The following is a 20,357-nucleotide window of genomic DNA, read 5'->3' as shown; positions in this document are numbered from 1 at the left end:
TTTCGATAAGGAAAGTCACAGAGCCCCGGCCGGCCCGGCTACCCGCGGCTGTGGCCGTCACGGGGCCGGCAGGGGCCGGGGTTCCGGGTCGCCGGACAGGTCCGGGGCGGGGGACAGGTCGTTCACGGCCGCCAGCCGCTGCACCACCGCCGCCTTGGGGCTGGACACCTCCCCCTGCTCGAAGGCCAGGACATGCAGCCGGCCGCGGGCGACCTCCAGCAACTCCCCCGCCCGCAGCAGGAAGGACGGGTTGGATGGCCGGCCGAGGCGCTGGTTGCCCATGGCGAAGGTCTCGTACAGCAGCAGCCCGCCCGGCTCCAGCGCGTCCAGCAGGGCGGGGAACAAGGGCCGGTGCAAGTAGTTGGCCACCACGATGGCCGCGAAGCGCCGCCCGGCCAGGGGGAAGGGGGAGCCGTTCTCCAGGTCCGCCTGCACCAGCTCCACCCCCGGCGTGCCCGCCAGGTCGGCCAGGCCGCGCAAATCCAGGTCCAGGCCCACCACCGGGTGGCCGCGGCCATGGAACAGGCGCAGGTGGCGGCCCGAACCGCAGGCCAGGTCCAGCACGGCCCCGCCCCGGCGCACCAGCGGGGCGAAGCGCATGGTCCAGGGGCTGGGCGGGGTGGCGGCGGCCAGGGGGCAGGCGTGGTCCACGGGTCTTCTCCCATTCGGGTGCGGCGGCTTGCCCCGCCCTGGCGCGTCTACCACATTGTTGGTCAAGGCGATCGGGTGTATGTGACGGGGCCGTTACGGCTTCAGTCAGGGCGGGCGACCCAGGGCGATGATCCTCTTTGAGCTGAAATGCGGCAAGGGCCACCGGTTCGAGGGCTGGTTCCGGAACGGTGCCGCCTATGAGGCCCAGGCCGCGGCCAAGGCCATCACCTGCCCCGTCTGCAACGACACCGGCATCGACAAGGCCCCCATGGCGCCCCGCATCGCCAAGGGCGGCCGCAAGGAGCGGGAGGAGGCCCCCAGCCAGGCCCCCGCCGAGGCGGCGGCGCCGGTGCCCGTGGACCCGGTTAAGCAGCAGCAGGCGGAGATCCTGCGCCAGCTCCGCGACCTGCGGCGGCAGGTGGAGGCCAACGCCGACCATGTGGGGGAGCGCTTCGCCGAGGAGGCGCGGAAGATCCACTATGGCGAGGCCCCCAGCCGGGCCATCTATGGCGACGCCACCGAGGAACAGGCGGAGAGCCTGCGCGAGGAGGGCATCGAGGTCGCCCGCATCCCCTGGGTGCCCACGGGGAACTGATACTGGCCGCCGTTGATCGTGACCGATCAACGGCCCCTCAGGCGCCGGGCGCCCGCATCCGCGGGCTTGGCTCACGCGGGCATGGGCCCGCGGGCCGGCAGTCGCCGGCCTCCGAGCGCATGAGCCAGAACTCATGCGCTCGGTATGATCTTACCGCTCACCCCGCCTTGCGGTACTGCTCCACATAGGTGCGGGTGCGGTTCAGCAGGGTGCGCCATTGGCGGACCAGGGCCTGGTTCTGTTCCGCCGTGCAGGGCCCCTCCCGGCCCAGGGAGACGCCCAGCTCATAGATGCCGCGCAGCCGGTCCAGGCTGCGGGCCAGGCGGTAATGGGCGTACCAGTCCAGCAACTCCTGCCGGTCGGGCTTCAGGCCGAAGCCGCAGGCCTGCTCGAACCCTTCCAACTGGCCGGAGACCAGCACCAGCTCCCCATGCAGCTCATAGTCCGACGGGATCTGGCCCAGGGTCCCGGGGGAGGTGGCGGCAGGCGGCGGGTAGGCCGGGACGGGCTGGACCGGGGCCGGGGCCGGGCGGGTGGTGGCCGGCGGGGCGGGAGTCGGGGTCCGGCCCAGGCTTTCATAGCCGCCGCGAAGGTCAGGCGGGATGGGGTTGCCCTGCTGCGCCCCGGCGGGGGCGGCCAGCAGGACCAGGGACAGCAGGCCGCACGGGGCCAGCCGGCGGGCGACGCGGCGCGTCGTGCGGGGCATGGGCGAACTCCTTCGGCCGGGACTGGTACGCCGGATGAAACACGCCCGGGGCGGTTCGGCTCCCACCGATGCTTGCATTGGTCGCACCGATGGGCCGGGGCGGATACCCACCGGCTGTGGCAGGGTGTCAGCCATGACAAATCGCCCCGCGGCGGCCCGGCTGCCATCCCTCCCCCTGGCTATGGCCCTAACCCTTCTTGCGGGGGCGGCCCAGGCCGCGCCCTGCCGGCTGCCGCCCCTGGAGAGCGGCGGCCAGGCCGGCCCCGCCCTGGAACGGGACCGCGCCGCCCTGCGCCTGTACGAGGCCTGCCTGGAGAGCGAGCGGGAAGTGGCGGCCCTGCTGGACCCGGAAGCCGCCCGCCAGATCGACCGGCAACGGGAAGCCGCCGCCGGCCTGCGCCGCACCCTGGACGCCTGGAGCGACGCCGTCGCCCGGGCCGCCGAGGCGAAGCCGGCCGGGAGCTGAATGGCGAAGCCGGCCGGGAGCTGAATGGCGGAGCCGGCCGGGAGCTGGGGTGACAAAGCTTACCTTAAGGTGACCAAAGGTGACGCTTAAGGTGACGCGTGTCACCTTCCAAGCTCTTCACATCATTGAGGTTTCGGCCTTAAGGAGACTAAGGTGACGGGATCGCGATGGTGTCTCCTTTGTCTCCTTAAGCGGGGCGGAAGGACCCGGACACGGATGCACGCGGATGGTGCCCGGATCGTCACGGATGGGTGTTCACCATGTCCCAAGAACCGGCATCCCCGTGGGGGACGCGGGTTGAGGGTGGCACGGCTTAGGAATTTTGTCCATCGCCGCGCATGTCAGCAAAGTGTAGCTCCAGCCCGACCCCGACGCGCGGGCGCCGTTCCTGCCGCCAAGAGGCGATGTGACGGTTGCTTGGGAACGCAGAGGGCACAGAGGGCCGCAGAGGACACAGAGGTTGTCCTGTCGCCCCGGGTTGGGCGCTTGTCGCCGTTCCTGTCAGACATGCCCCTTGGCACGAAGGGCACTGCCCCGGCTGGATGCGGGATGGCGGTGCCGTCGCGCTGACACTCCGTGTCCTCTGCGGCCCTCTGCGTCCTCTGCGTTCAAAGACCCGGGTGGGACCAGGACGGACGCTTTCCCTTTGGGGACGCCAGGGCTGCCGCACCTTGCCCCAAACGTGCTTCATTCACCCATGCAGCCGTTTGAAGGCCAGGAACTCCCGCCGGGTCTTGGGGCCGTAGGTCTCGAAGGCGGGGTCTGGGCTCTCCTGGTAGGCGCGGCGGAGGCGGGTGACCGTGTCGTCCTCCGCCTTCCGCAGAAACCCGGGCTGGTCCACCTTGTAGGCCTTCAGCGCGTTGAGGCCGAACACCTTGGCTTTCAGGGCGGGGGTCAGCTCGGGGTAGCCGTGCCTTGCCCGCAGCTCCTCGGAAATCTGGAAGGCGCGGAAAGCCTGGATCTGGTCCTGGGGGCTGCCGTACCAGACGCTGTCCGTGCCCCAGAGCAGCCGGTCCTCCCCACCGCCAGCAGCAGCTTGCCGATGGCATGGGCGGCCTGGGTGGGGTCGCGCAGCATCAGGAAACGCCAGGTGCTGCCCAGCTCCGCATAGACGTTGCCGCCCGGCTTGATGCCGTTGTCCGCCAGGCTGCGGACCAGCACGTCGATACCGCCAGTGTTGTCGGGATTGTACGGCCCCTCCGTCACGTCCGGGTCATAGCCGGCGTGGTAGATCAGGAAGGTCACGTCCGGGTAGCGCCGGGCCACCCGGCCCACGTCGGCGCAGGTGCTGTACTGGTAACCTTCCTTGGCGAAGGGAATGCCCTTGTGCACGGCGATCATGGGCACGCCCAAGCTCCGCGCCTTCTCCACGAACGGGATGCCGTGGGCCTCGTCATCCAGCCAGAAGCCGCTGGCGGGGCCTTGGGGGCCGTACTGGGTATAGGTCTTCCAGGCGGCGATGCGGTGCGCGCTGGCCGCCGCCTCCATGGGGGCGAGGCCGTCGGGCACGTTGGGGTTCACCGGGCAGTGCAGCAGCAGCCGGTCCGTGCCGTCCAGGGCCTTGACCAGCGCCTTGGTGGCCACCGCCTCCTCCAGCGTCAGGGGCTGGCGGTCGTAGGCGGCGGGGACGAAGGACAGGACCATCATGTCCGTGTCGCTGTCCAGGAACACGTCCTTCACGAAGTTGTCGGCGTTGAAGCAGCGCAAATAGCCCAGCACCTCCCCCTCCGCCCCCGGCGGGTCGCAGGCGGCGTTGGGCAGGGATTTCAGGGGCCGCTGGTCGGGCCGCAGCTTGCCGACCCAGGCGCCGGTGGGGTTCACGTGGTGGCCCTGCACGTCGAAGATGAACTCCCGCTTCGCCAGCGCGGCTTGCGCCACCTGGGTGTCCAGGGCGGCGACCTCTGGCAGGTCGAACCGCCCGCCGGTGGACCCTGAGGCCGCGTGGGCCTGGTTCAGGGCCAGCAGGGTGGTGGCCGCCCCGCAGGCACTGGTCAGGAAGGCCCGCCGCTGCACGCCCAGCCGCCGGGCGTTCGCCGTGGCCGCCCCATGCGCCTCCCGCACCGCCGCCTGGATGGAAGGCGGCAGGGCGATGGGCGCGAACTCCCCGTTCGTGGCCGTGTCGATCTTGATGGGCAGGCGGGTGCCGTCGGGGTCGAGGGGGGTGGGGCGGTTGGCCATGGGCGCGCCTTTCGTGCGGGTGCAGGGCACGGGATGTCACCCCGGACAAGCGCCGCAGGCGCGCCGATCCGGGGCCCTCGGGGACCGGTCATGCAGGTCACCGAAAGCCCTGACTCCCGTCGTTCAGGATAATCCGCAGCCCGCTGCCGCGCCATCGGCCCTTCGGCTTTCCCGAGGGGCCCGGGTCAAGCCCGGGCTGACATCAGGGGCCCTGCAAGGGCTACTCCGCGAAGATCTCGTCCAGGGTCAGGCTCGCCCCCACCTCGGGCAGGTCGAGGGTGCCCTCGCCGGTGAAGGTCTCCCGCGACCAGCCGCCGTCGGGGTCGCGGCGGTCCAGCTCCACCACCCGCTCCTCCGGGTCCACCAGGATGATGACGCGCATGGAGGGGATGGTGGCGTAGTCCGGGCGCTTCCGTTGCCGGTCGGAACGGGCCGTGCTGGGGGACAAGACTTCCACGACGACCTTTGGGTCATGGATAACCGTGGAACGCGGGTGCTGCTCCCGGCAAGTGATGACCAAATCAGGATAGTAGACGGACCCGGCTTCCTCTGCCCGGACCTTCATATCGCTGGCAAAAGGTTCGCAGGGCCGTTTCAGCTGTGGCCCCAAGGCCAGCATCAGGTTGCGCGCCACCCTGCCATGGCGGACCACGCCCCCCACCATCGCATAGACTTCGCCCCCGACCAGCTCATGCCTTTCCGGCTGCTGGTCTTCCCAAGCGATGAAGTCGTCGACGCTGATTGCGACAAGCTTCCGGGCCGTGCCCATGTCCGGCTCCCCTCAAGGGCGGGTGCGATGCCAGCATACCATCGTCAGGCCCGGCCCCAAGCATCCCCCGCAGCCGGTACAGCTCCTCCAGTGCCTGCTTGGGCGTCAGCTCGTCCGGGTTGATGCCCTTCAGGGCCTCTTCCACCGGCGACGGGCCGGCGGCCGGGGCGGGGGCGGCCTTGGGCTCCGGGGTGCGGCGGATGGCGGCGCTGAACAGGGGCAGGTCCTCGGCCAGCCTCGCCACGGCGCTGCCCTGCTCCCCCTTCTCCAGCAGCTCCAGCACCTGCTCGGCCCGGGCGACCACGGGGGCAGGCAGGCCGGCGAGGCGGGCCACATGGATGCCATAGGAACGGTCGGCGGTGCCGGCCGCGACCTCATGCAGGAAGACCACGTCGCCCTGCCATTCCTTGATCCGCATGGTGTGGCAGGACAGGTGGGGCAGCTTGGACGCCAGCAGGGTCAGCTCATGGTAGTGCGTGGCGAACAGGCCGCGGCACCTGGCGGTCTCATGCAAATGCTCCACGCAGGCCCAGGCGATGGACAGGCCGTCGAAGGTGGCGGTGCCGCGGCCGATCTCATCCAGGATCACCAGGCTGCGGGGGGTGGCCTGGTTCAGGATGCTGGCCGTCTCCACCATCTCCACCATGAAGGTGGAGCGGCCACGGGCGAGGTCGTCGGCCGCTCCCACGCGGCTGAACAGCTTGTCCACCACGCCCAGGCGGGCGGACTTGGCCGGCACGAAGCTGCCCATCTGGGCCAGCACGGCGATCAGCGCGTTCTGGCGCAGGAAGGTGGACTTGCCCGCCATGTTGGGGCCGGTCAGCAGCCAAAGCCGCTGCTCCGCCGACAGGTCGCAGTCGTTCGCCACGAAGGGGCCGCCGCCCGCCTCCTCCAGCGCCTGTTCCACCACCGGGTGGCGGCCGCCGCGCAGGTCGAAGGCAAGGCTGTCCTCCACCACGGGCCGGCACCAGCCCCGGTCCACCGCCAGGTCGGCGAGGGATGAGACCACGTCCAGGGCGGCCAGGGCCCGGGCCGACGTGGCGATGGGTTCCGCCACGGCGCAAGTGCCCTGCACCAGCTTCTCGAAATGCTCCAGCTCCAGGGCCAGGGCCTTGTCGCCCGCCTCCGCCACCCGGCGCTCCAGGTCCGACAGCTCCACCGTGGTGAAGCGCACGGCCCCGGCCATGGTCTGGCGATGGATGAAGACCGACCGGTACTTCTCCCCCAACAGCTTGTCGGCGTGGGTGGCGGTGACCTCCAGGAAATAGCCCAGCACGTTGTTGTGCTTGACCTTCAGGCCGGAAATGCCGGTCAGCTCCGCGTACTTGGCCTGCAGGTTGGCGATGTGGCGGCGGCTGTCGTCGCGCAGCGCCCGCAGCTCATCCAGCACGGGGTCGAAGCCGGCGGCGATGAAGCCCCCGTCCCGCGCCAGCAGCGGCAGGTCGGGGCCAAGCGCCCGGGACAGCAGCTGGACCAAATCCTCATGGCTGTGGCCGCTGCCGCCGGTCAGGTCCCGGGCCACGCCGTTCAGCCCGTCCGGCAGGGGGGACAGGTGCCCCTGGGGGGTGAGCTTCAGGCGCAGGGATGCCGCCCGCTCCAGCGCGTCGCGCACGCAACACAGGTCCCGCGGGCTGCCGCGGCCCAGGGTCAGGCGGGACAGGGCCCGCTCCACGTCCGGGGTGCGCTTAAGCTCTTCCCGCACGTCCAGGCGCAGGGCTTCCTCACCCACGAAGAAGGCCAACATGTCCAGCCGCTTGTCGATGCGGCGGGGGTCGGTCAGGGGGGCGGAGAGCTGGGCGGCCAGCAGGCGGGCGCCGGCCCCGGTCACCGTGCGGTCCACGGCGGCCAGCAGGGTGCCCTTCCGCTCCCCCGCCATGGTGCGGGTCAGTTCCAGGTTGCGGCGGGTGGCGGGGTCGATCTCCATCACCTGGCCGGCGGCCACGCGGCGGGGCGGGTCCAGGCGGGGCAGCCGGCCCTTCTGGGTCAGCTCCACATAGTCCACCAGGGCACCCGCCGCGGCCACCTCCGCCCGGGTGAAGGTCCCGAAGGCGTCCAGCGTGCCGACGCCGTAGAGGGCGAGCAGGCGCTTCCTGCCGTTCTCGCTGTCGAAGCGGGCGTTGGGCTGCACGGTCAGCCGCTTCTTCCACTCCCCCCATAGCTCGAACAGCTCCGGCACCTGGGCCAGGCGTTCGGGGATCAGCAGCTCGCCCGGGGCGAGGCGGGCCACGGCGGCGGGCAGGCCGGCCCGCTCGATGGGCTGCACGGTCAGCTCACCGGTGGAAAGGTCGAGCCAGGCGAGGCCCGTCTCCCCCGCCGCCTCCGCCAGGGCAGCCAGGTAGTTGTTGGAGCGGGCGTCCAGCAGGCCATCCTCGGTGATGGTGCCGGGGGTGACGACGCGGATCACCTCCCGCCGCACCACGGACTTGCTGCCGCGCTTCTTGGCCTCGGCGGGGTCTTCGGTCTGCTCACAGATCGCCACGCGGAAGCCGGCGCGGATCAGGCGCAGCAGGTACTGCTCATGGCTGTGGACGGGCACCCCGGCCATGGGGATGTCCTCCCCCGCATGCTGGCCGCGGCGGGTCAGGGTGATGTCCAGGGCCGCCGCGGCCTGGACCGCATCCTCGAAGAACAGCTCGTAGAAATCCCCCATGCGGTAGAACAGCAGGTGGTCCTGGTGCTGGCGCTTGATCTCCAGGTACTGCGCCATCATGGGACTGGCGTTCTGGAGGGCGTCCTGCGGGCGGGGGAGGGTCTCGGCGGTGTCGGGCACGGGTTCTGCGGGTCCTGCGGAGGGGCGGCGCACCCTAGCACCCCGGATGCTGCGGCTCAAACCCCGGGGGGCGGGGACGAAAGGCCCGATGGGGTATGCGGAAATTTTCCGATGGATCGGCTGGCTAACCATTGCAGTGTCGAAGGGGCGGCATAATTCAACCCCATGCCCTCAGATATGCCGGGGGCATGAGGATCCAAGGACCGACCGCGGGACCGATGCCGATGCTGCCTTCCCCGTCCATCCCGTCCGCACGCCCGCCCCCGGGGGCCGGGCATGAGCGTGAACGCCATCCTGGACAGCGCCGCGGAGGCGCTGGAGGGCTTCGCCACCCGGCTGTCGCGGGTGCTGGACCTCTACCCCACCCGCCGGGCCGCGGCGGCGGCGGCCCAGGTCTCCACCGACCAGCTCGCCCGCTATGTGCAGAGCCGCAGCGCGCCCCCGTTCGAGGTGATGGCGCGCCTGGCCCAGCCCCATGCCGTCAGCCTGGACTGGCTGGCCTTCGGGGAGGGGGCGATGCACCTGGACCGGGCGGGCGCGGAGGTGGAGCAGGGCCTGACCGTCTTCGGCCTGTCCGCCACGGGGGAGGCGGGCTGGTACCGCCCCACCGCGCTGGGGGTGCGCCTGCCCCACGCCTCTGGCCTGCGGCCGGAGGAGACGAAGGCCGTGCTGGCCTGTGACGACGCCCTGCGGCCGGAGGGCATCCGCGCCGGCTTCATCTGCTATGCCAGCCGGGCGGTGGAGCTGCTGGAGGGGGACGTCTGCTACCTGGAGCGGGGCGACGGGGCGGCGGGCCTGCGCCGGTTCGACGGGCGGGAGGGCAACGGCTTCCGCCTGTCCTGGTACGCCCCGCCGGACGGGGACGGGCGGCAGGCCCTGAACATGGACCTGCTGCCAGAGACGCGGGTGGCGCGGCTGTACCCGGTGGTGAAGGTGCGGCGGAAATGGTGAGGGGGGCGGCCGGGCTCACGCCCCCAGCCGCGTCCTGACCTCTGCCAGCAACCCCTCCGCCCCGGCCTCCACCAGGTCCAGCACCTCCTCGAAGTGGTTGGTGCCGCCGTAATAGGGGTCGGGGACCTCGCGACCCCTATGGGGCGGGGTGGCGAAATCGGTGAACAGGTGGATGCGGGCCTTCACCCCCGCCGGGCCGATGCGGGACAGGTGGGTCAGGTGGCCCCGGTCCATGGCCAGGATCAGGTCGAAGTCGCGGAAATCCTCCGGCCCCACCTTGCGGGCCCGAAGGCCGCTGATGTCCACGCCCCGGGACTTTGCCGCCTGGACGGAACGGCTGTCCGGCGGGTCCCCCACATGGTAGCCGTGGGTGCCGGCGCTGTCGGTGCGCACGCGCCCGTCCAGCCCCGCCGCCTTGACCTTGGCGCGGAAGACGCCTTCGGCGGTGGGGGAACGGCAGATGTTGCCGGTACAGACGAACAGGACCGAGAAGTCGTGGGCCATGCTCACACCCCCGCCTTCGCCAGCAGGCGATCCAGGTAGTCCGGCACCACCGTGGTGGCCGGGCCGTATTCCCCGTCATGGAAGTGGGCGGCGCCGGCGGACTCCTCCAGGTTCAGCTCCACGGTCAGGGCCCCGGCGGTCCGCGCCTCCGCCACGAAGTTGGCGGCGGGGTAGACGTTGCCGCTGGTGCCGATGGAGATGAACAGGCCGCAGGTGGAGAGGGCATGGGTGATACGCTCCATCTCCAGCGGCATCTCCCCGAACCAGACCACGTGGGGGCGCAGGGTGGTGGGGATGCCGCAGTTGGGGCAGGGCGGGTGGCTAGCCAAGTCACCCCGGTGCACCCCCACCCAGCGGCAGTGCAGGCAGCGGGCCTTCAGCAGTTCGCCATGCATGTGGACCAGGGACTTGCTGCCGGCGCGGTCGTGCAGATCGTCGATGTTCTGGGTGACCAGCAGGAAGGGGCCGGGCCAGCGCGACTCGAACGCCGCAAGGGCCCGGTGGGCGGCGTTGGGCTGGATGGCGGGGTCCATCAAACCGCGGCGGCGGGCGTCATAGAAGGCCTGGACCCGGTCGGGGTCGCGGGCGAAGGCCTCCGGCGTCGCCACATCCTCCAGCCGCACCTTGGCCCAGATGCCGTCGGCGTCGCGGAAGGTGTGCAGCCCGCTTTCCCGGCTGATGCCGGCCCCGGTCAGCACGACGATGCCGCTGTTCCTGTCCATTCCGTTCCCCTTCGACCGCGGATCGCCCTATCTTAACCAACCGCCGCGCCCGACGCTTCCCCGGAGTTGTGATGCTGGTCCGCTTGCTGCTGTGCCTGACGCTGGTCCTCGCCTCAAGCCCCGCCTGGGCCAGGGTGGAGCGGGTGGAGGTGGTGGAACGGGTGCCCTTCGCGGAGGGCAAGGCGTTCGGCAAGGTCGGCGCCTATGAGCTGGTGCGCGGCCGGGTGCATTATGCCGTGGACCCCGCCCTGCCCGCCAACCAGGGCATCGTGGACCTGGCCCTGGCGCCGCGGGACGCGCGGGGGCTGGTGCGGTTCGCCGGCGACTTCGTGATGCTGCGGCCCGCCAGCCCCGCCCGGGGCAACGGGACCCTGCTGTATGAGGTCTCCAACCGCGGCGGCATCGGCATATTGGGGCAGTTGAACGGCGCCCCCGCCACGCCGGACCCGCGCACGGCCGCCGACGCGGGCAACGGCTTCCTGCTGGAACAGGGCTTCACCCTGCTGTGGTCGGGCTGGAGCTGGGACATCGCCCAACCCACGGACCCCAAGGCCGGTCGGCCGCTGACCCTGGACCTGCCCATCGCGACGGAGGGCGGGAAAGCCATCACCGGCAAGGTGGCCTATGAGTTCGTGCCGGACACGAACGCGGAGGTGCAGGACTGGGCCGGCCTGCGCGCCCTGGGCTACCTGCCCGCCATTCCCGACGACCCGGACGCCGTGCTGACCGTGCGGGACCGGCCGCAGGGGGAGCGGAAGGTCATCGACCGGGGACAGTGGGATTTCGCCACCCCGGAGAAGGGGACCCGGCCCACCTCGGTGAAGCTGGAGGGCGGGTTCGCGCCGGGCAAGATCTATGAGTTGGTTTTCACGGCCCGGGACCCGCGGGTGGCCGGGTTGGGGTTGGCCGCCGTGCGGGACGTGCTGTCCCATGCGAGGGCGCAAGGCTTCGGCGGGGCGCCGGCGCCGCGGGCCGTCCTGGTCTATGGCATCAGCCAGTCCGGCCGCTTCCTGTCCCACATGCTGCTGGAAGGCATGCACCGCGACGAAGGCAACCGGCCCGTGTTCGACGGGGCCGTCATCCATGTGGCCGGCGGCGGCAAGGGCAGCTTCAACCACCGCTTCGCCCAGCCCACCCGGCATTTCAGCCAGTGGGAAGACCATGTCTACCCCACCGACTACTACCCCTTCGCCACCATGCCCAGCACGGACCCGGGGACGGGGCGCCTGGCCAGCCTGCTGGACCAGGCGGAGGCCACGGGCTTCGTGCCCAAGCTTTTCTTCACCAACAGCTCGGCCGAGTACTGGAACCGGGCCGCCAGCCTGGTCCACACCACGCCGGACGGGCAGGCGGACCTGGGCGCGCACCCCAATGTGCGGCTCTACCACTTGGCCGGCGCGCAGCACTTCGTGGGGCGGCAGAAGGAGCGGGGCAAGTTCGCCCACTGCGTCAACCCCCTGGACCACCAGGTCGCCATGCGGGCCCTGCTGCTGGCCCTGGATGGCTGGGTGAAGGATGGCAAGCTGCCCCCGCCCAGCCGGGTGCCGACCATCGCCCAGCGCACCCTGGTGCCGTTCGACACCTATGCCGCCCTGTTCCCGGCCCTGCCGGGCGTGGCGCGGCTGCCGGACGGGCCTCTGGTCCCGCCGCGCCTGGATTTCGGCCCCCGCTTCACCAGCCAGGGCATCGCCGACACGGTGCCGCCGATTTGGGGAAAACCCTATCCCACCCTGGTGCCCGCCCCCGACCCGGACGGCATCGACCGGGGCGGGGTGCGCCTGCCGGAAATCCAACTGCCCCTGGGCACCCACACCGGCTGGAACACGCGCAATGAGGCGGCAGGCTCCCCCGGCGCCACCGACCGCTGGCAGGGCAGCTTCATCCCCTTCGCCCGCACGGCGGCCGAGCGCCAGGCCACCGGCGACAGCCGCCCCTCCCTGGAGGAACGCTACGGCCCCAAATGGCGCTACCTGATGCTGCTGCAAGACCGGGCGCGGGCGGTGGCGGCGGAGGGATTCCTAAGGCCGGAGGAGGTGGACCCCCTGGTCCGCCGCGCCGCGGGGCTCTGGGACCGGCTGCAGGCGCGCGACCCGGCGGACAGGGGATGCGGGTGGATGTTCGCGCCGTAGGTCGGGGTGCAGCGAAGCGAAACCCGACAGCGAGCCTCATCAGCCACATCCTGTCGGGCCTCGCTACGCTCGGCACCGACCTACGGGGCATCCCTCATTTCCTGGATGGTCTCTCCTTGCCAGAATAGGGCCTCATAAGCCTCGATGGCGGCGGCCAGTGCATCAAACCGTGCCGCGTCCGGTGACTCGGGGTCTGGCTCCTGACGGAAATAGGCTTCCACCTCACGCAAGGCGGCCGCGTAGTCGGCTTCGGTGTTGATCGAGAACTTGTCCATCGCATCAGCATACAAGTACAGGAAATCGGCTGCCACCGGTCAGGCGGATGCGACAAGCCGCGCCTAGCCCCTGGCGGACCACCGCCCATATGGCGGCCATGCCCGACTGCGCCCCGTCCCTGCTGGACAGCACCCTTGCCCAGGCCCGGGCCTGCACCCTCTGCGCGCCGCACCTGCCGTTGGGGCCGAACCCGCTGGTGGTGGTGTCGGAGCGGACGCGGGTGCTGCTGGTCAGCCAGGCGCCGAACCGGGGGACGCACCTGGGCGAGCTGGCCTGGGGCAACAAGACCGGGGACCGGCTGCGGGACTGGCTGGGGCTGGGGCGGGACCTGTTCTATTCGCCCGCGGTGGGCATCCTGCCCATGGGGTTCTGCTATCCCGGCACGGACCCGCGCGGCGGGGACTTGGCGCCCCGGCCGGAATGCGCGCCCACCTGGCATCCCAAGCTGCTGCCTTTGCTGCCGCAGGTCCGGCTGACCGTGCTGGTGGGGCGGCATGCGCAGCTTTACCACCTGGGCAGGGCCTGCCCGCCGACCCTGACGGCGACGGTGGCCGGCTGGCGCCACCTGCCGCCGGATACCATCGCCCTGCCGCACCCCAGCGGGCGCAACTTCGGCTGGTTCCGGAAGAACCCCTGGTTCGAGGCGGAGCTGGTGCCCGACTTGCGGGCACGGGTGGCGGCAGCGCTCCGCCCGTAGGAACGGGGACACCTGTTCAGGCAAGTCTCCACAGGTGAATCGGTGTCCTCATCAAGATGAACGATACCGTTCGACAGGGAGAGGGGTGGCCCGACCAGGACAGCAGGGCCCTTGCCGCGGCGTTTCCTTTTCCGGAGAGGGTCCAACCCCTCTCCCTGTCCCTCCCCCTCTGGGGGAGGGGACGCGGTGGAGGCGTTCAGCTATTTGGTCCCTGGGTTGGCGGGGAGCTAGTTGGCCCCGTCCAGCGCCTTCACCAGCTTCTTCGGCGCCACGGCCCGGTAGCTTTCCCCGATCCAGGCCTTCAGCCAGCCCAGCAGTACCTCTTCCCCCGGGGTGAAGCGGACGGTGACCCAGCCGGCCTTGCCCAGGCCATAGCCGGTGGGGGTGCAGAAGGGCAGGGACAGGGCCTCCGGCGCCGTCTGCGGCAGCTTGACGGAGAAGCGCAGGCTGCCATCCCCGGCCGGCCGAAGAAGACGAAGGCCTTGCCGCGCACCTTGGCGGTGGGCTGGCCCCAAGGATAGTCCTCCGCCGTTTCCGGGAAGGTCAGGGCGAAGGCGCGCAGCTCCGCCTCCGCCGCCGCCAGAGCGGAGTCGGCGGGGCCCGGTAGCAGCATGTCCGCCATCAGCGTCCCCGCCCGGCGAAGTCGCGCACCGCCTGGCCAAAGGCGGCGAACAGGGCGGTGCTGGCCGGGTCCTCCCAGAATCGCCATTCCGGGTGCCATTGGGTGCCCAGGGCGAAGGGGTGGCCACGGACGCTGACGCCTTCCACCAGCCCGTCGGGGGCGGTGGCCTCCACGTCCAGGCCGGGGGCGAGACGGTCGATGCCCTGCTGGTGCAGGGAGTTGACGGTCAACTCCGCCCGGCCGGTCAGTTGGGCGAAACGGCCGCCCGGGGTCAGGCGGACCGTGTGGGCGGGGCCGTACTGCACCTCCACCGGCTGGTCCTTGTCCTCCCGGTGGTCCATCAGTCCCGGCACCTCCTGCACCCGGGGATGCAGCGTGCCGCCCAGGGCCACGTTCAACTCCTGGAAGCCGCGGCAGACCACGAAGACCGGCATGCCCCGGTCCAGCGCCGCCTTCAGCAGGGGCAGGGTGGTCGCGTCCCGGTGGGGGTCGAAGGGGGGCGTGGCCAGCTCGTCCGGCAGGCCGTAATGGCGGGGGTGCAGGTTGGACGGGCTGCCGGTCAGGAACAGCCCGTCCACCCGGTCCAGCACCGCTGCCACGTCGAACCAGTCGCCCAGGGCCGGCAGCAGGAAGGGCAGGCAGTCCGCCCCATGGCTGACGGCCCGGATGTACTTGTCCCCCACCACATGGAAGGGATGCGGCCCGATCTCCCGCGCGTCGGCGGGGATGGCGACGAGGGGACGGGAAGCCATGGGGGACCTGCGCTAAAGTGGCGGGAGGAGGGTAGGGGTAGCGCAGGGCGGGGCGGTTGTCACCGGGGGAGGAAGCGGACGCCCGCCATCATTCCTTGCTTCCCCCGCGGAGGCGGGGGTCTACGGTTTTTCAACCCGGGTGCCTTCGGAAGGCGCGTCAAGAACTGTGGGCCCCCGCCTTCGCGGGGGACGCGGTCAGGCTCGTTGGAGCCGGATTTCCTCCATCCTGGCATAGGAAGCTGGAAGGGCGCTTTGCGCGTGGCTTTGGCGCCCGGCGCCTGAAGGCGGAATCACGTCATCCAGCCCGGGAACAGGTTGCGCAGGCCGGTGGCGATGATCTCCACCGCCACGGCGGCCAGCAGCAGGCCGAACAGGCGGTTCATGATGTTCAGGCCGGTCTGGCCCAGCTTGTTGCCGATGGGCACGGCCAGGCGCAGGGCCAGGTAGATGCCGAAGCAGACGACGCAGACGGACGCCACGATCACCGCCGCATGGCCCCAGCCGGTGCCGCGCTGCATCTCGATGATGACGGCGGAGATGGAACCCGGCCCCGCCAGCAGCGGCATGCCCAGGGGCACCACGCCGATGGCGGCGCGCTGCCCTGCCTCCTCCGCCTCCGCCGGGGTGTGCTTGACGGCGGACACGGTGGCGTTCAGCAGGGACAGGGCGATCAGCAGCAGCACGATGCCGCCGCCCACCCGGAAGCTGTTCAGGCTGGTGCCCAGCACGGTCAGCACCGCGTCACCCAGGAAGGCGCTGCCCACCAGGACCGACGCCACGGTCAGCGCCGCCGACCGGGCGATGCCCGCCCGCTCCGCATCGCTCCGCCCCTCCGTCATGCCCAGGAAGATGGGGATGGCGGCGAAGGGGGTCAGGATGGCGAACAGGGAGATGACGAATCGGGAATATTCGGGCCAGGGTTCCATGGGCACCGTCGTTTCTTGTTTTTCGTAGGTCGGATTAGGTGCGGCAGCACCGTAATCCGACGTCACACGATACCCGCGGGGGCTGTCGGATTACGCGGGCTTACACCCGCTAATCCGACCTACGTCAGCCCAACCCCGCCTCGCCCACCCCGCCCGACAGGGCGTTGTCGATCAGGGCGATGGTCTCCGCCACGCCGTACAGCGCGATGAAGCTGCCCATGCGGGGGCCGGTGGTCTGGCCCAGCAGGGTCTCGTAAAGGGCGCCGAACCAGGCGCGCAGCTCCGTGAAGCCGTGGCGCTTGCCCACCTCATAGACCTCGTTCTGGATGGTCTCGGCGGTGGCGTCGGCGGGCAGGTTGCCCAGCACGGCGCGCAGGTCGGCGAGCGCCGCCCGCTCCTGCTCCGTGGGTGCCCGGAACTGCTTCGTGGGCTTCACGAAGTCCTGGTAGTAGGTGACGGCATAGCCCACCAGCCGGTCCAGGAAGGGTGCGCCCTCGGGCGTGGCGCCGGGGGCGTAGCGGCGGATGAAGCCCCACATCACCTCCCCGTTCTCCGCGTTGGCGGCACCGGCCAGGTTCAGCAGCAGGCCGAAGGTCAGCCCCGCCGTGCCCTTCACCTCGTTCGGGACCACGCCGTTGTGGATGTGGAAGACCGGGTTCTCCAGCTTCTGGGCCGGCTCCTGCGTGTCGTACTTCTCCACGAAGGTCAGGTAGTCGTCCACCGCCCGGGGGATGACGTCGAAGTACAGCTTCTTCGCCGCCCGCGGCTTGTTGAACATGTAGAGGGCCAGGCTCTGCTCCGGGGCGTAGCGCAGCCACTCCTCCATGGTCAGGCCGTTGCCCTTGGACTTGCTGATCTTCTGTCCCTTCTCGTCCAGGAACAGCTCATAGTTGAAACCCTCCGGCGGGCGGCCGCCCAGGATCTTCACGATCTTGCCGGCCAGCTCCACCGACGGGATCAGGTCCTTGCCCGCCATCTCATAGTCCACGCCCAGGGCGAACCAGCGCATGGCCCAGTCGGGCTTCCATTGCAGCTTCACGGCACCGCCGGTGACGGGGGCCTCCACCTTCTTCCCGTCCTCATCCTCAAAGACGATGGTGCCGGCGTCCAGGTTGCGCTCCAGGATGGGGACCTGGAGGACGCGGCCCGTGCTGGGGCTGACCGGCAGGAAGGGGCTGTAGGTCGCTTGCCGCTCCTCGCCCAGGGTGGGCAGCATGACGGCCATCACCTCGTCATAATGGCGCAGCACGGCCAGCAGGGCCTGGTCGAACCGGCCGGAGCTGTACCAGTCGGTGGCCGACTGGAACTCGTACTGGAAGCCGAAGCGGTCCAGGAAGTCCCGCAGCATGGCGTTGTTGTGGTGGCCGAAGCTCTCGAACTTGCCGAAGGGGTCGGGCACCTTGGTCAGGGGCTTGCCCAGATGTTCCTTCAGCATGTCCCGGTTGGGCACGTTGTCCGGCACCTTGCGCAGGCCGTCCATGTCGTCGCTGAAGGCGAACAGGCGGGTGGGGATGTCCGGGCACATGCGCTCGAACGCGCGGCGGACCATGGTGGTGCGCGCCACCTCCCCGAAGGTGCCGATGTGGGGCAGGCCGCTGGGGCCATAGCCCGTCTCGAACAGCACATAGCCCTTGGCCGGTTTCTCCTGTGCATAGCGTGCCGCCAGCTTGCGGGCCTCCTCGAACGGCCACGCCTTCCCTTCCAACGCCAGCTCGCGCTCGCTCGCCATCTCGATCACCGGTCAAAAAGCCAAGAAACGGGCGGCAACCCTAGGGCTTGGGCGCCAGGGGGTCAACGGCGGGCGTGCGGGGGCGGGGTTGATCCGGTCAACCATCAGTTCGAGATAACTTCAAGTAGAGTCATATTTGCAATATCCCGAAGATATGCCATAAATGCATTGAAGGGGAAACATAGGTATGAGGGGGCCGTGACATGAGGGGGAAAGCTACGAAAACTATAATCCGGATTACCTTGTTGGGGGCCGTCTGCCTAACCGTTGCGTGCACGACACAACAGACATCGTTCCGGGTTGATGAGCTTTATGACCGGAACGGAAAGGAGGACGACCAGAAACTTGCGCCTGCCTCCATGGCCAGGGGGTTGGTCTATTATCTGCCGACGACGGAATTGGTCGTGCATGTCACACGGAAAGTTGATGTGTGTCGTTGGATAAATTGGCAACAGAAGGACATGGATGTAACTGAAGCCAAAGAAAGATATGGGGAGGCGTTAGAAACTGAGCCTTCAAACAAAGACATGATTGAGTTTTCAATTTCTGTTCAAGGAAGTTTAGAGAATAGAACTTTTCCAGATAGGGATCATGCATTCGTAATCGATCCAGAATTCTTGACATACTGGACGAAAACAACCGCACAGACACTTACCTTAAAGGACGGAATGCTGAGATCTGCCGATGCTGCAGCAACTGATAAATCGCAGATTGCCGTCGGCAACGTCTTCCAGACTGTTTTGACCCTGGCAGGTATTCCAGGTGGCGGAGCGATAAAAAGCCAGCGTTTGGGTACACTCGATGATGCATCGTCAAAAGATCTGATTAAGGATCAAGATGGCAAGAAGCCCAGAAGCTGGGTCCCTGTCGAAAAACAGCTCTGCTCAGACACCGTTGTGAACGCTTTGGTGCAGATCGAAGACTTGGAGCCCAAGGTGAAGAAGGCGGAGGCGGAGCGGGATAAGACCAGTGCGGACATCGCCTTCACCCTGTCCAGCGGCGCCAAGGTGGATGACGCGAAGAAGTTGCTGCTGAAGACCCAGTCCAAGGCCGTGGAAGACCTGAAAGCCATGTTGGCGGAGGCGGTCGGGAAGGTGACGTTCAAGCAGAGCTACCTGCGCCGGCCCACCCTGGGGAAGCTGCCGATCGCGCCGGCCGAACAGCCCTTGCCAATCGACCCCGCCACAGTAAGGCGGATCTTTGCGCCGGCCTTGATGGCCGGCTCCGACATGCCCGTGGCGAATGGGGTGCCCTTGCTGCCGCCCGGCCCCAGCGGCGGGGTGCCTGCCGCACTGACCCAATATGTGGCGGTCGCCGGGGCCAACTTCGGTTCCCTGCCGGCAGAGCCCGCGGTCAAGGGCAACATGCCCGTCGGCATTGTCTACCGCCAGCCGGCCCGGGCGGACGTGTTGGTCTGCAAGACCAAAGCCTGCGTGGACGGCGACGGGGTTCCCCTGCCCCCGGGTGACCGCATCCTGGACACGCCGGTGATGTTCCCGCAACTGGGGGTCATGGCGTCCCTGGACCTGACCAACGGCTTCGCCCAGAACAACAAGATGGGGATCGAGTTCGGGGCCGACGGGTCGATCACGAAGTTCAGCTTCGACGACCAGGAACGGGCGACGGAGACGACGCAGATGCTGCTCGACAACGCGCAGAAGCTGTCCGACTTCGCCAAGGCGCAGCAGGAGCAGAAGAAGGCTTCCGAGGTTCCGGAACTGGATGCCCTGAAGGCGGAGAACGCGAAGCTGGAAGCGCTGATCCAGCAGGAGAAGCTGAAGCAGGAGTTGCTGAAGCTGCGGGGTAGCGAGGCCGCGGCCCAGCCATCCTCCTGACGGTCGGCATGTGACCATCCGGCCGTTCCCGGTGTTCGCTGGGGAAAGGGGCATGCCGCACCGCGTGGCATGCCCTTCCCCCAGTGGAGCCGGGTTCCCATGGCGATCCTGAACTTCCTCCGCACCCGCCGCGGCGCCAGCCTGCTGCTGCTGCTCGTCGCCCTGGTCGCCGGGCTCGGGCTGTTCGACCGGGCGGAGCGGGCCTTGCTGCCGGCCACGCTGGCGCAAGCGGGGGAGGCGCGGGTGGAGGAGAATTTGGCGCGGGCGGCGGCCCTGTTCGCCACGGCGCGGGCGTTGAACGCCGCCATCTCCGTCGCCCAGTCGGCCTCCGTGTCGGCGGGGGTGGGGGTGGAGGGGTCCATTTCCCCCGGGCAGGCGCTGGACCCGGTGAATGATCTGGTGGAGCGCTTCTCCGCCGTGATGCTCACCGCCACGGTGGCGCTGGGGGGCAGTGCCCTGCTGCTGAAGGCGGGGGACGCCTATGGGCTGGCGGTGCTGCTGCCGGGCGGGTTGGTGCTGGCGGCGCTGGCCCTGTGGCTGCCGGGGCGGTGGGGGCGGGCGCGCGGCGGGCGGGGATGCTGCTGTTGGTGGCCGCCCTGATCGCCAAGGTGGGGCTGCCCCTGACCGTGCTGGGGACGGAGGCGGTGGCGGACCGGATCGTGGAGCCGCAGATCGCAAGGGCACAGGCGGAGCTTTCCGCCATCGAGCTGCCGGGTGCGCCGGGGCTGGCGCCGGACGCGGGCTGGGTGGACCGGTTGAAGGCGGCGGGGGACATCACGGGGCAGGTGGACCGACTGCTGGCCGCGGCGGGCGGCATCGCCGACACGGTGGTGGACCTGATCGTGGGCTATGCGGTGAAGATCGTCATCCTGCCCCTGGTCACCCTTTGGCTGGTGGCGCGCTTGGCGGAAACCCTGATCGGGGGGCTTGTGCCGCGGCGGGAGGGGTAGGGGTCCTGTCCCCGCTTTCGGTCGGCCCGATAGGTCGGGCGGAAATAGGGGGGTGGGTGGGCCTTCTTCCCTTTGATGTCGAAGCGGCTTGCTTTATTAGCCTTACCTCATCAACGCGAGATAAAAGAT

General features: G+C 69.6%; 21 protein-coding genes. 8 read left to right on the top strand and 13 right to left on the bottom strand.

Annotation, left to right across the window (positions count from 1 at the left end; genetic code table 11):
- Window positions 1-57: 57 nt before the first annotated feature.
- Window positions 58-600: a class I SAM-dependent methyltransferase gene (locus HHL28_RS14525; protein ID WP_169655717.1), complete on the bottom strand. Its 543-nt coding sequence runs from the start codon at window positions 598-600 to the stop codon at window positions 58-60.
- Window positions 601-778: 178 nt separating this feature from the next.
- Here HHL28_RS14525 and HHL28_RS14520 point away from each other — a divergent pair, with 178 nt between their 5' ends.
- Window positions 779-1,246 carry a DUF1178 family protein gene (locus tag HHL28_RS14520; RefSeq protein WP_075769943.1) on the top strand — a complete coding sequence of 156 codons (468 nt, stop codon included), beginning with the start codon at window positions 779-781 and terminating at the stop codon, window positions 1,244-1,246.
- Between the two features lie 157 nt (window positions 1,247-1,403).
- On the opposite strand, the gene HHL28_RS14515 is transcribed toward HHL28_RS14520, so the two are convergent.
- Entirely contained in the window at window positions 1,404-1,952 is a 549-nt protein-coding gene (locus HHL28_RS14515) for a hypothetical protein (RefSeq protein WP_075769942.1), read from the bottom strand.
- Window positions 1,953-2,085: 133 nt separating this feature from the next.
- On the opposite strand from HHL28_RS14515, the gene HHL28_RS14510 reads away from it, so the two are divergent.
- Window positions 2,086-2,418 carry a hypothetical protein gene (locus tag HHL28_RS14510; RefSeq protein ID WP_169655348.1) on the top strand — a complete coding sequence of 111 codons (333 nt, stop codon included), beginning with the start codon at window positions 2,086-2,088 and terminating at the stop codon, window positions 2,416-2,418.
- 691 nt (window positions 2,419-3,109) lie between these two features.
- Here HHL28_RS14510 and HHL28_RS18820 read toward each other — a convergent pair.
- The 4 genes from HHL28_RS18820 to mutS all read right to left on the bottom strand — a co-directional run bounded on the left by HHL28_RS18820 (window position 3,110) and on the right by mutS (window position 8,135).
- Complete coding sequence (locus HHL28_RS18820) at window positions 3,110-3,427, bottom strand: hypothetical protein (protein ID WP_404326937.1); 318 nt, start codon at window positions 3,425-3,427, stop codon at window positions 3,110-3,112.
- Window positions 3,313-4,596 carry an amidohydrolase family protein gene (locus HHL28_RS14505; RefSeq protein WP_404325848.1) on the bottom strand — a complete coding sequence of 428 codons (1,284 nt, stop codon included), beginning with the start codon at window positions 4,594-4,596 and terminating at the stop codon, window positions 3,313-3,315. The genes HHL28_RS18820 and HHL28_RS14505 overlap by 115 nt, the downstream gene beginning before the upstream one ends.
- Before the next feature lie 220 nt (window positions 4,597-4,816).
- Window positions 4,817-5,365, bottom strand: coding sequence for a Uma2 family endonuclease (locus HHL28_RS14500; RefSeq protein WP_075769939.1), 549 nt, complete (start codon window positions 5,363-5,365; stop codon window positions 4,817-4,819).
- Window positions 5,286-8,135, bottom strand: a complete 2,850-nt coding sequence (mutS, locus tag HHL28_RS14495; protein WP_404325845.1) for a DNA mismatch repair protein MutS — start codon at window positions 8,133-8,135, stop codon at window positions 5,286-5,288. The genes HHL28_RS14500 and mutS overlap by 80 nt, the downstream gene beginning before the upstream one ends.
- 276 nt (window positions 8,136-8,411) lie before the next feature.
- Here mutS and HHL28_RS14490 point away from each other — a divergent pair, with 276 nt between their 5' ends.
- Window positions 8,412-9,086, top strand: a complete 675-nt coding sequence (locus HHL28_RS14490; RefSeq protein WP_075769937.1) for a helix-turn-helix domain-containing protein — start codon at window positions 8,412-8,414, stop codon at window positions 9,084-9,086.
- A 15-nt stretch (window positions 9,087-9,101) separates the two neighbouring features.
- Here HHL28_RS14490 and HHL28_RS14485 read toward each other — a convergent pair whose 3' ends face one another.
- The gene (locus tag HHL28_RS14485; RefSeq protein WP_075769936.1) at window positions 9,102-9,590 is read right to left on the bottom strand and encodes a low molecular weight protein-tyrosine-phosphatase; all 489 of its coding nucleotides are present in this window, start codon (window positions 9,588-9,590) and stop codon (window positions 9,102-9,104) included.
- Window positions 9,591-9,592: 2 nt separating this feature from the next.
- On the bottom strand, window positions 9,593-10,312 hold the full coding sequence (cobB, locus tag HHL28_RS14480) for a Sir2 family NAD+-dependent deacetylase (protein ID WP_075769935.1): 720 nt from the start codon (window positions 10,310-10,312) through the stop codon (window positions 9,593-9,595).
- A gap of 71 nt (window positions 10,313-10,383) precedes the next feature.
- On the opposite strand from cobB, the gene HHL28_RS14475 reads away from it, so the two are divergent.
- A complete protein-coding gene (locus HHL28_RS14475) occupies window positions 10,384-12,441 on the top strand; it encodes an alpha/beta hydrolase domain-containing protein (RefSeq protein ID WP_075769934.1) in 2,058 nt (685 codons plus the stop codon).
- Window positions 12,442-12,521: 80 nt separating this feature from the next.
- Here HHL28_RS14475 and HHL28_RS18815 read toward each other — a convergent pair whose 3' ends face one another.
- Window positions 12,522-12,752, bottom strand: coding sequence for a hypothetical protein (locus HHL28_RS18815; RefSeq protein WP_083698910.1), 231 nt, complete (start codon window positions 12,750-12,752; stop codon window positions 12,522-12,524).
- A gap of 53 nt (window positions 12,753-12,805) precedes the next feature.
- Between HHL28_RS18815 and HHL28_RS14465 the strand changes: the two genes are divergently transcribed.
- On the top strand, window positions 12,806-13,414 hold the full coding sequence (locus HHL28_RS14465) for a uracil-DNA glycosylase family protein (RefSeq protein WP_404325841.1): 609 nt from the start codon (window positions 12,806-12,808) through the stop codon (window positions 13,412-13,414).
- Window positions 13,415-13,641: 227 nt separating this feature from the next.
- On the opposite strand, the gene HHL28_RS14460 is transcribed toward HHL28_RS14465, so the two are convergent.
- The 4 genes from HHL28_RS14460 to HHL28_RS14445 all read right to left on the bottom strand — a co-directional run bounded on the left by HHL28_RS14460 (window position 13,642) and on the right by HHL28_RS14445 (window position 17,443).
- Window positions 13,642-13,929, bottom strand: a complete 288-nt coding sequence (locus HHL28_RS14460) for an MmcQ/YjbR family DNA-binding protein (protein WP_169655344.1) — start codon at window positions 13,927-13,929, stop codon at window positions 13,642-13,644.
- A gap of 106 nt (window positions 13,930-14,035) precedes the next feature.
- Window positions 14,036-14,788: a gamma-glutamyl-gamma-aminobutyrate hydrolase family protein gene (locus tag HHL28_RS14455; protein ID WP_075769932.1), complete on the bottom strand. Its 753-nt coding sequence runs from the start codon at window positions 14,786-14,788 to the stop codon at window positions 14,036-14,038.
- Between the two features lie 290 nt (window positions 14,789-15,078).
- Window positions 15,079-15,714: a MarC family protein gene (locus tag HHL28_RS14450; RefSeq protein ID WP_075769931.1), complete on the bottom strand. Its 636-nt coding sequence runs from the start codon at window positions 15,712-15,714 to the stop codon at window positions 15,079-15,081.
- A 124-nt stretch (window positions 15,715-15,838) separates the two neighbouring features.
- Window positions 15,839-17,443, bottom strand: a complete 1,605-nt coding sequence (locus tag HHL28_RS14445) for a lysine--tRNA ligase (RefSeq protein ID WP_075769972.1) — start codon at window positions 17,441-17,443, stop codon at window positions 15,839-15,841.
- Between the two features lie 908 nt (window positions 17,444-18,351).
- On the opposite strand from HHL28_RS14445, the gene HHL28_RS14440 reads away from it, so the two are divergent.
- From HHL28_RS14440 to HHL28_RS14430, 3 genes are all read left to right on the top strand, one after another.
- Window positions 18,352-19,278: a hypothetical protein gene (locus HHL28_RS14440; protein WP_169655342.1), complete on the top strand. Its 927-nt coding sequence runs from the start codon at window positions 18,352-18,354 to the stop codon at window positions 19,276-19,278.
- Between the two features lie 99 nt (window positions 19,279-19,377).
- Window positions 19,378-19,878 carry a hypothetical protein gene (locus HHL28_RS14435; RefSeq protein WP_169655340.1) on the top strand — a complete coding sequence of 167 codons (501 nt, stop codon included), beginning with the start codon at window positions 19,378-19,380 and terminating at the stop codon, window positions 19,876-19,878.
- Complete coding sequence (locus HHL28_RS14430) at window positions 19,854-20,228, top strand: hypothetical protein (protein WP_169655338.1); 375 nt, start codon at window positions 19,854-19,856, stop codon at window positions 20,226-20,228. The genes HHL28_RS14435 and HHL28_RS14430 overlap by 25 nt, the downstream gene beginning before the upstream one ends.
- The last annotated feature ends 129 nt before the right edge of the window (window positions 20,229-20,357 follow it).

The sequence above is a fragment of the Aerophototrophica crusticola genome, assembly GCF_012913305.1.
Lineage (GTDB): Bacteria > Pseudomonadota > Alphaproteobacteria > Azospirillales > Azospirillaceae > Niveispirillum > Niveispirillum crusticola.
Note: the sequence above shows the minus strand (reverse complement) of the source record. Positions and strands in the feature narration are given on the sequence as shown.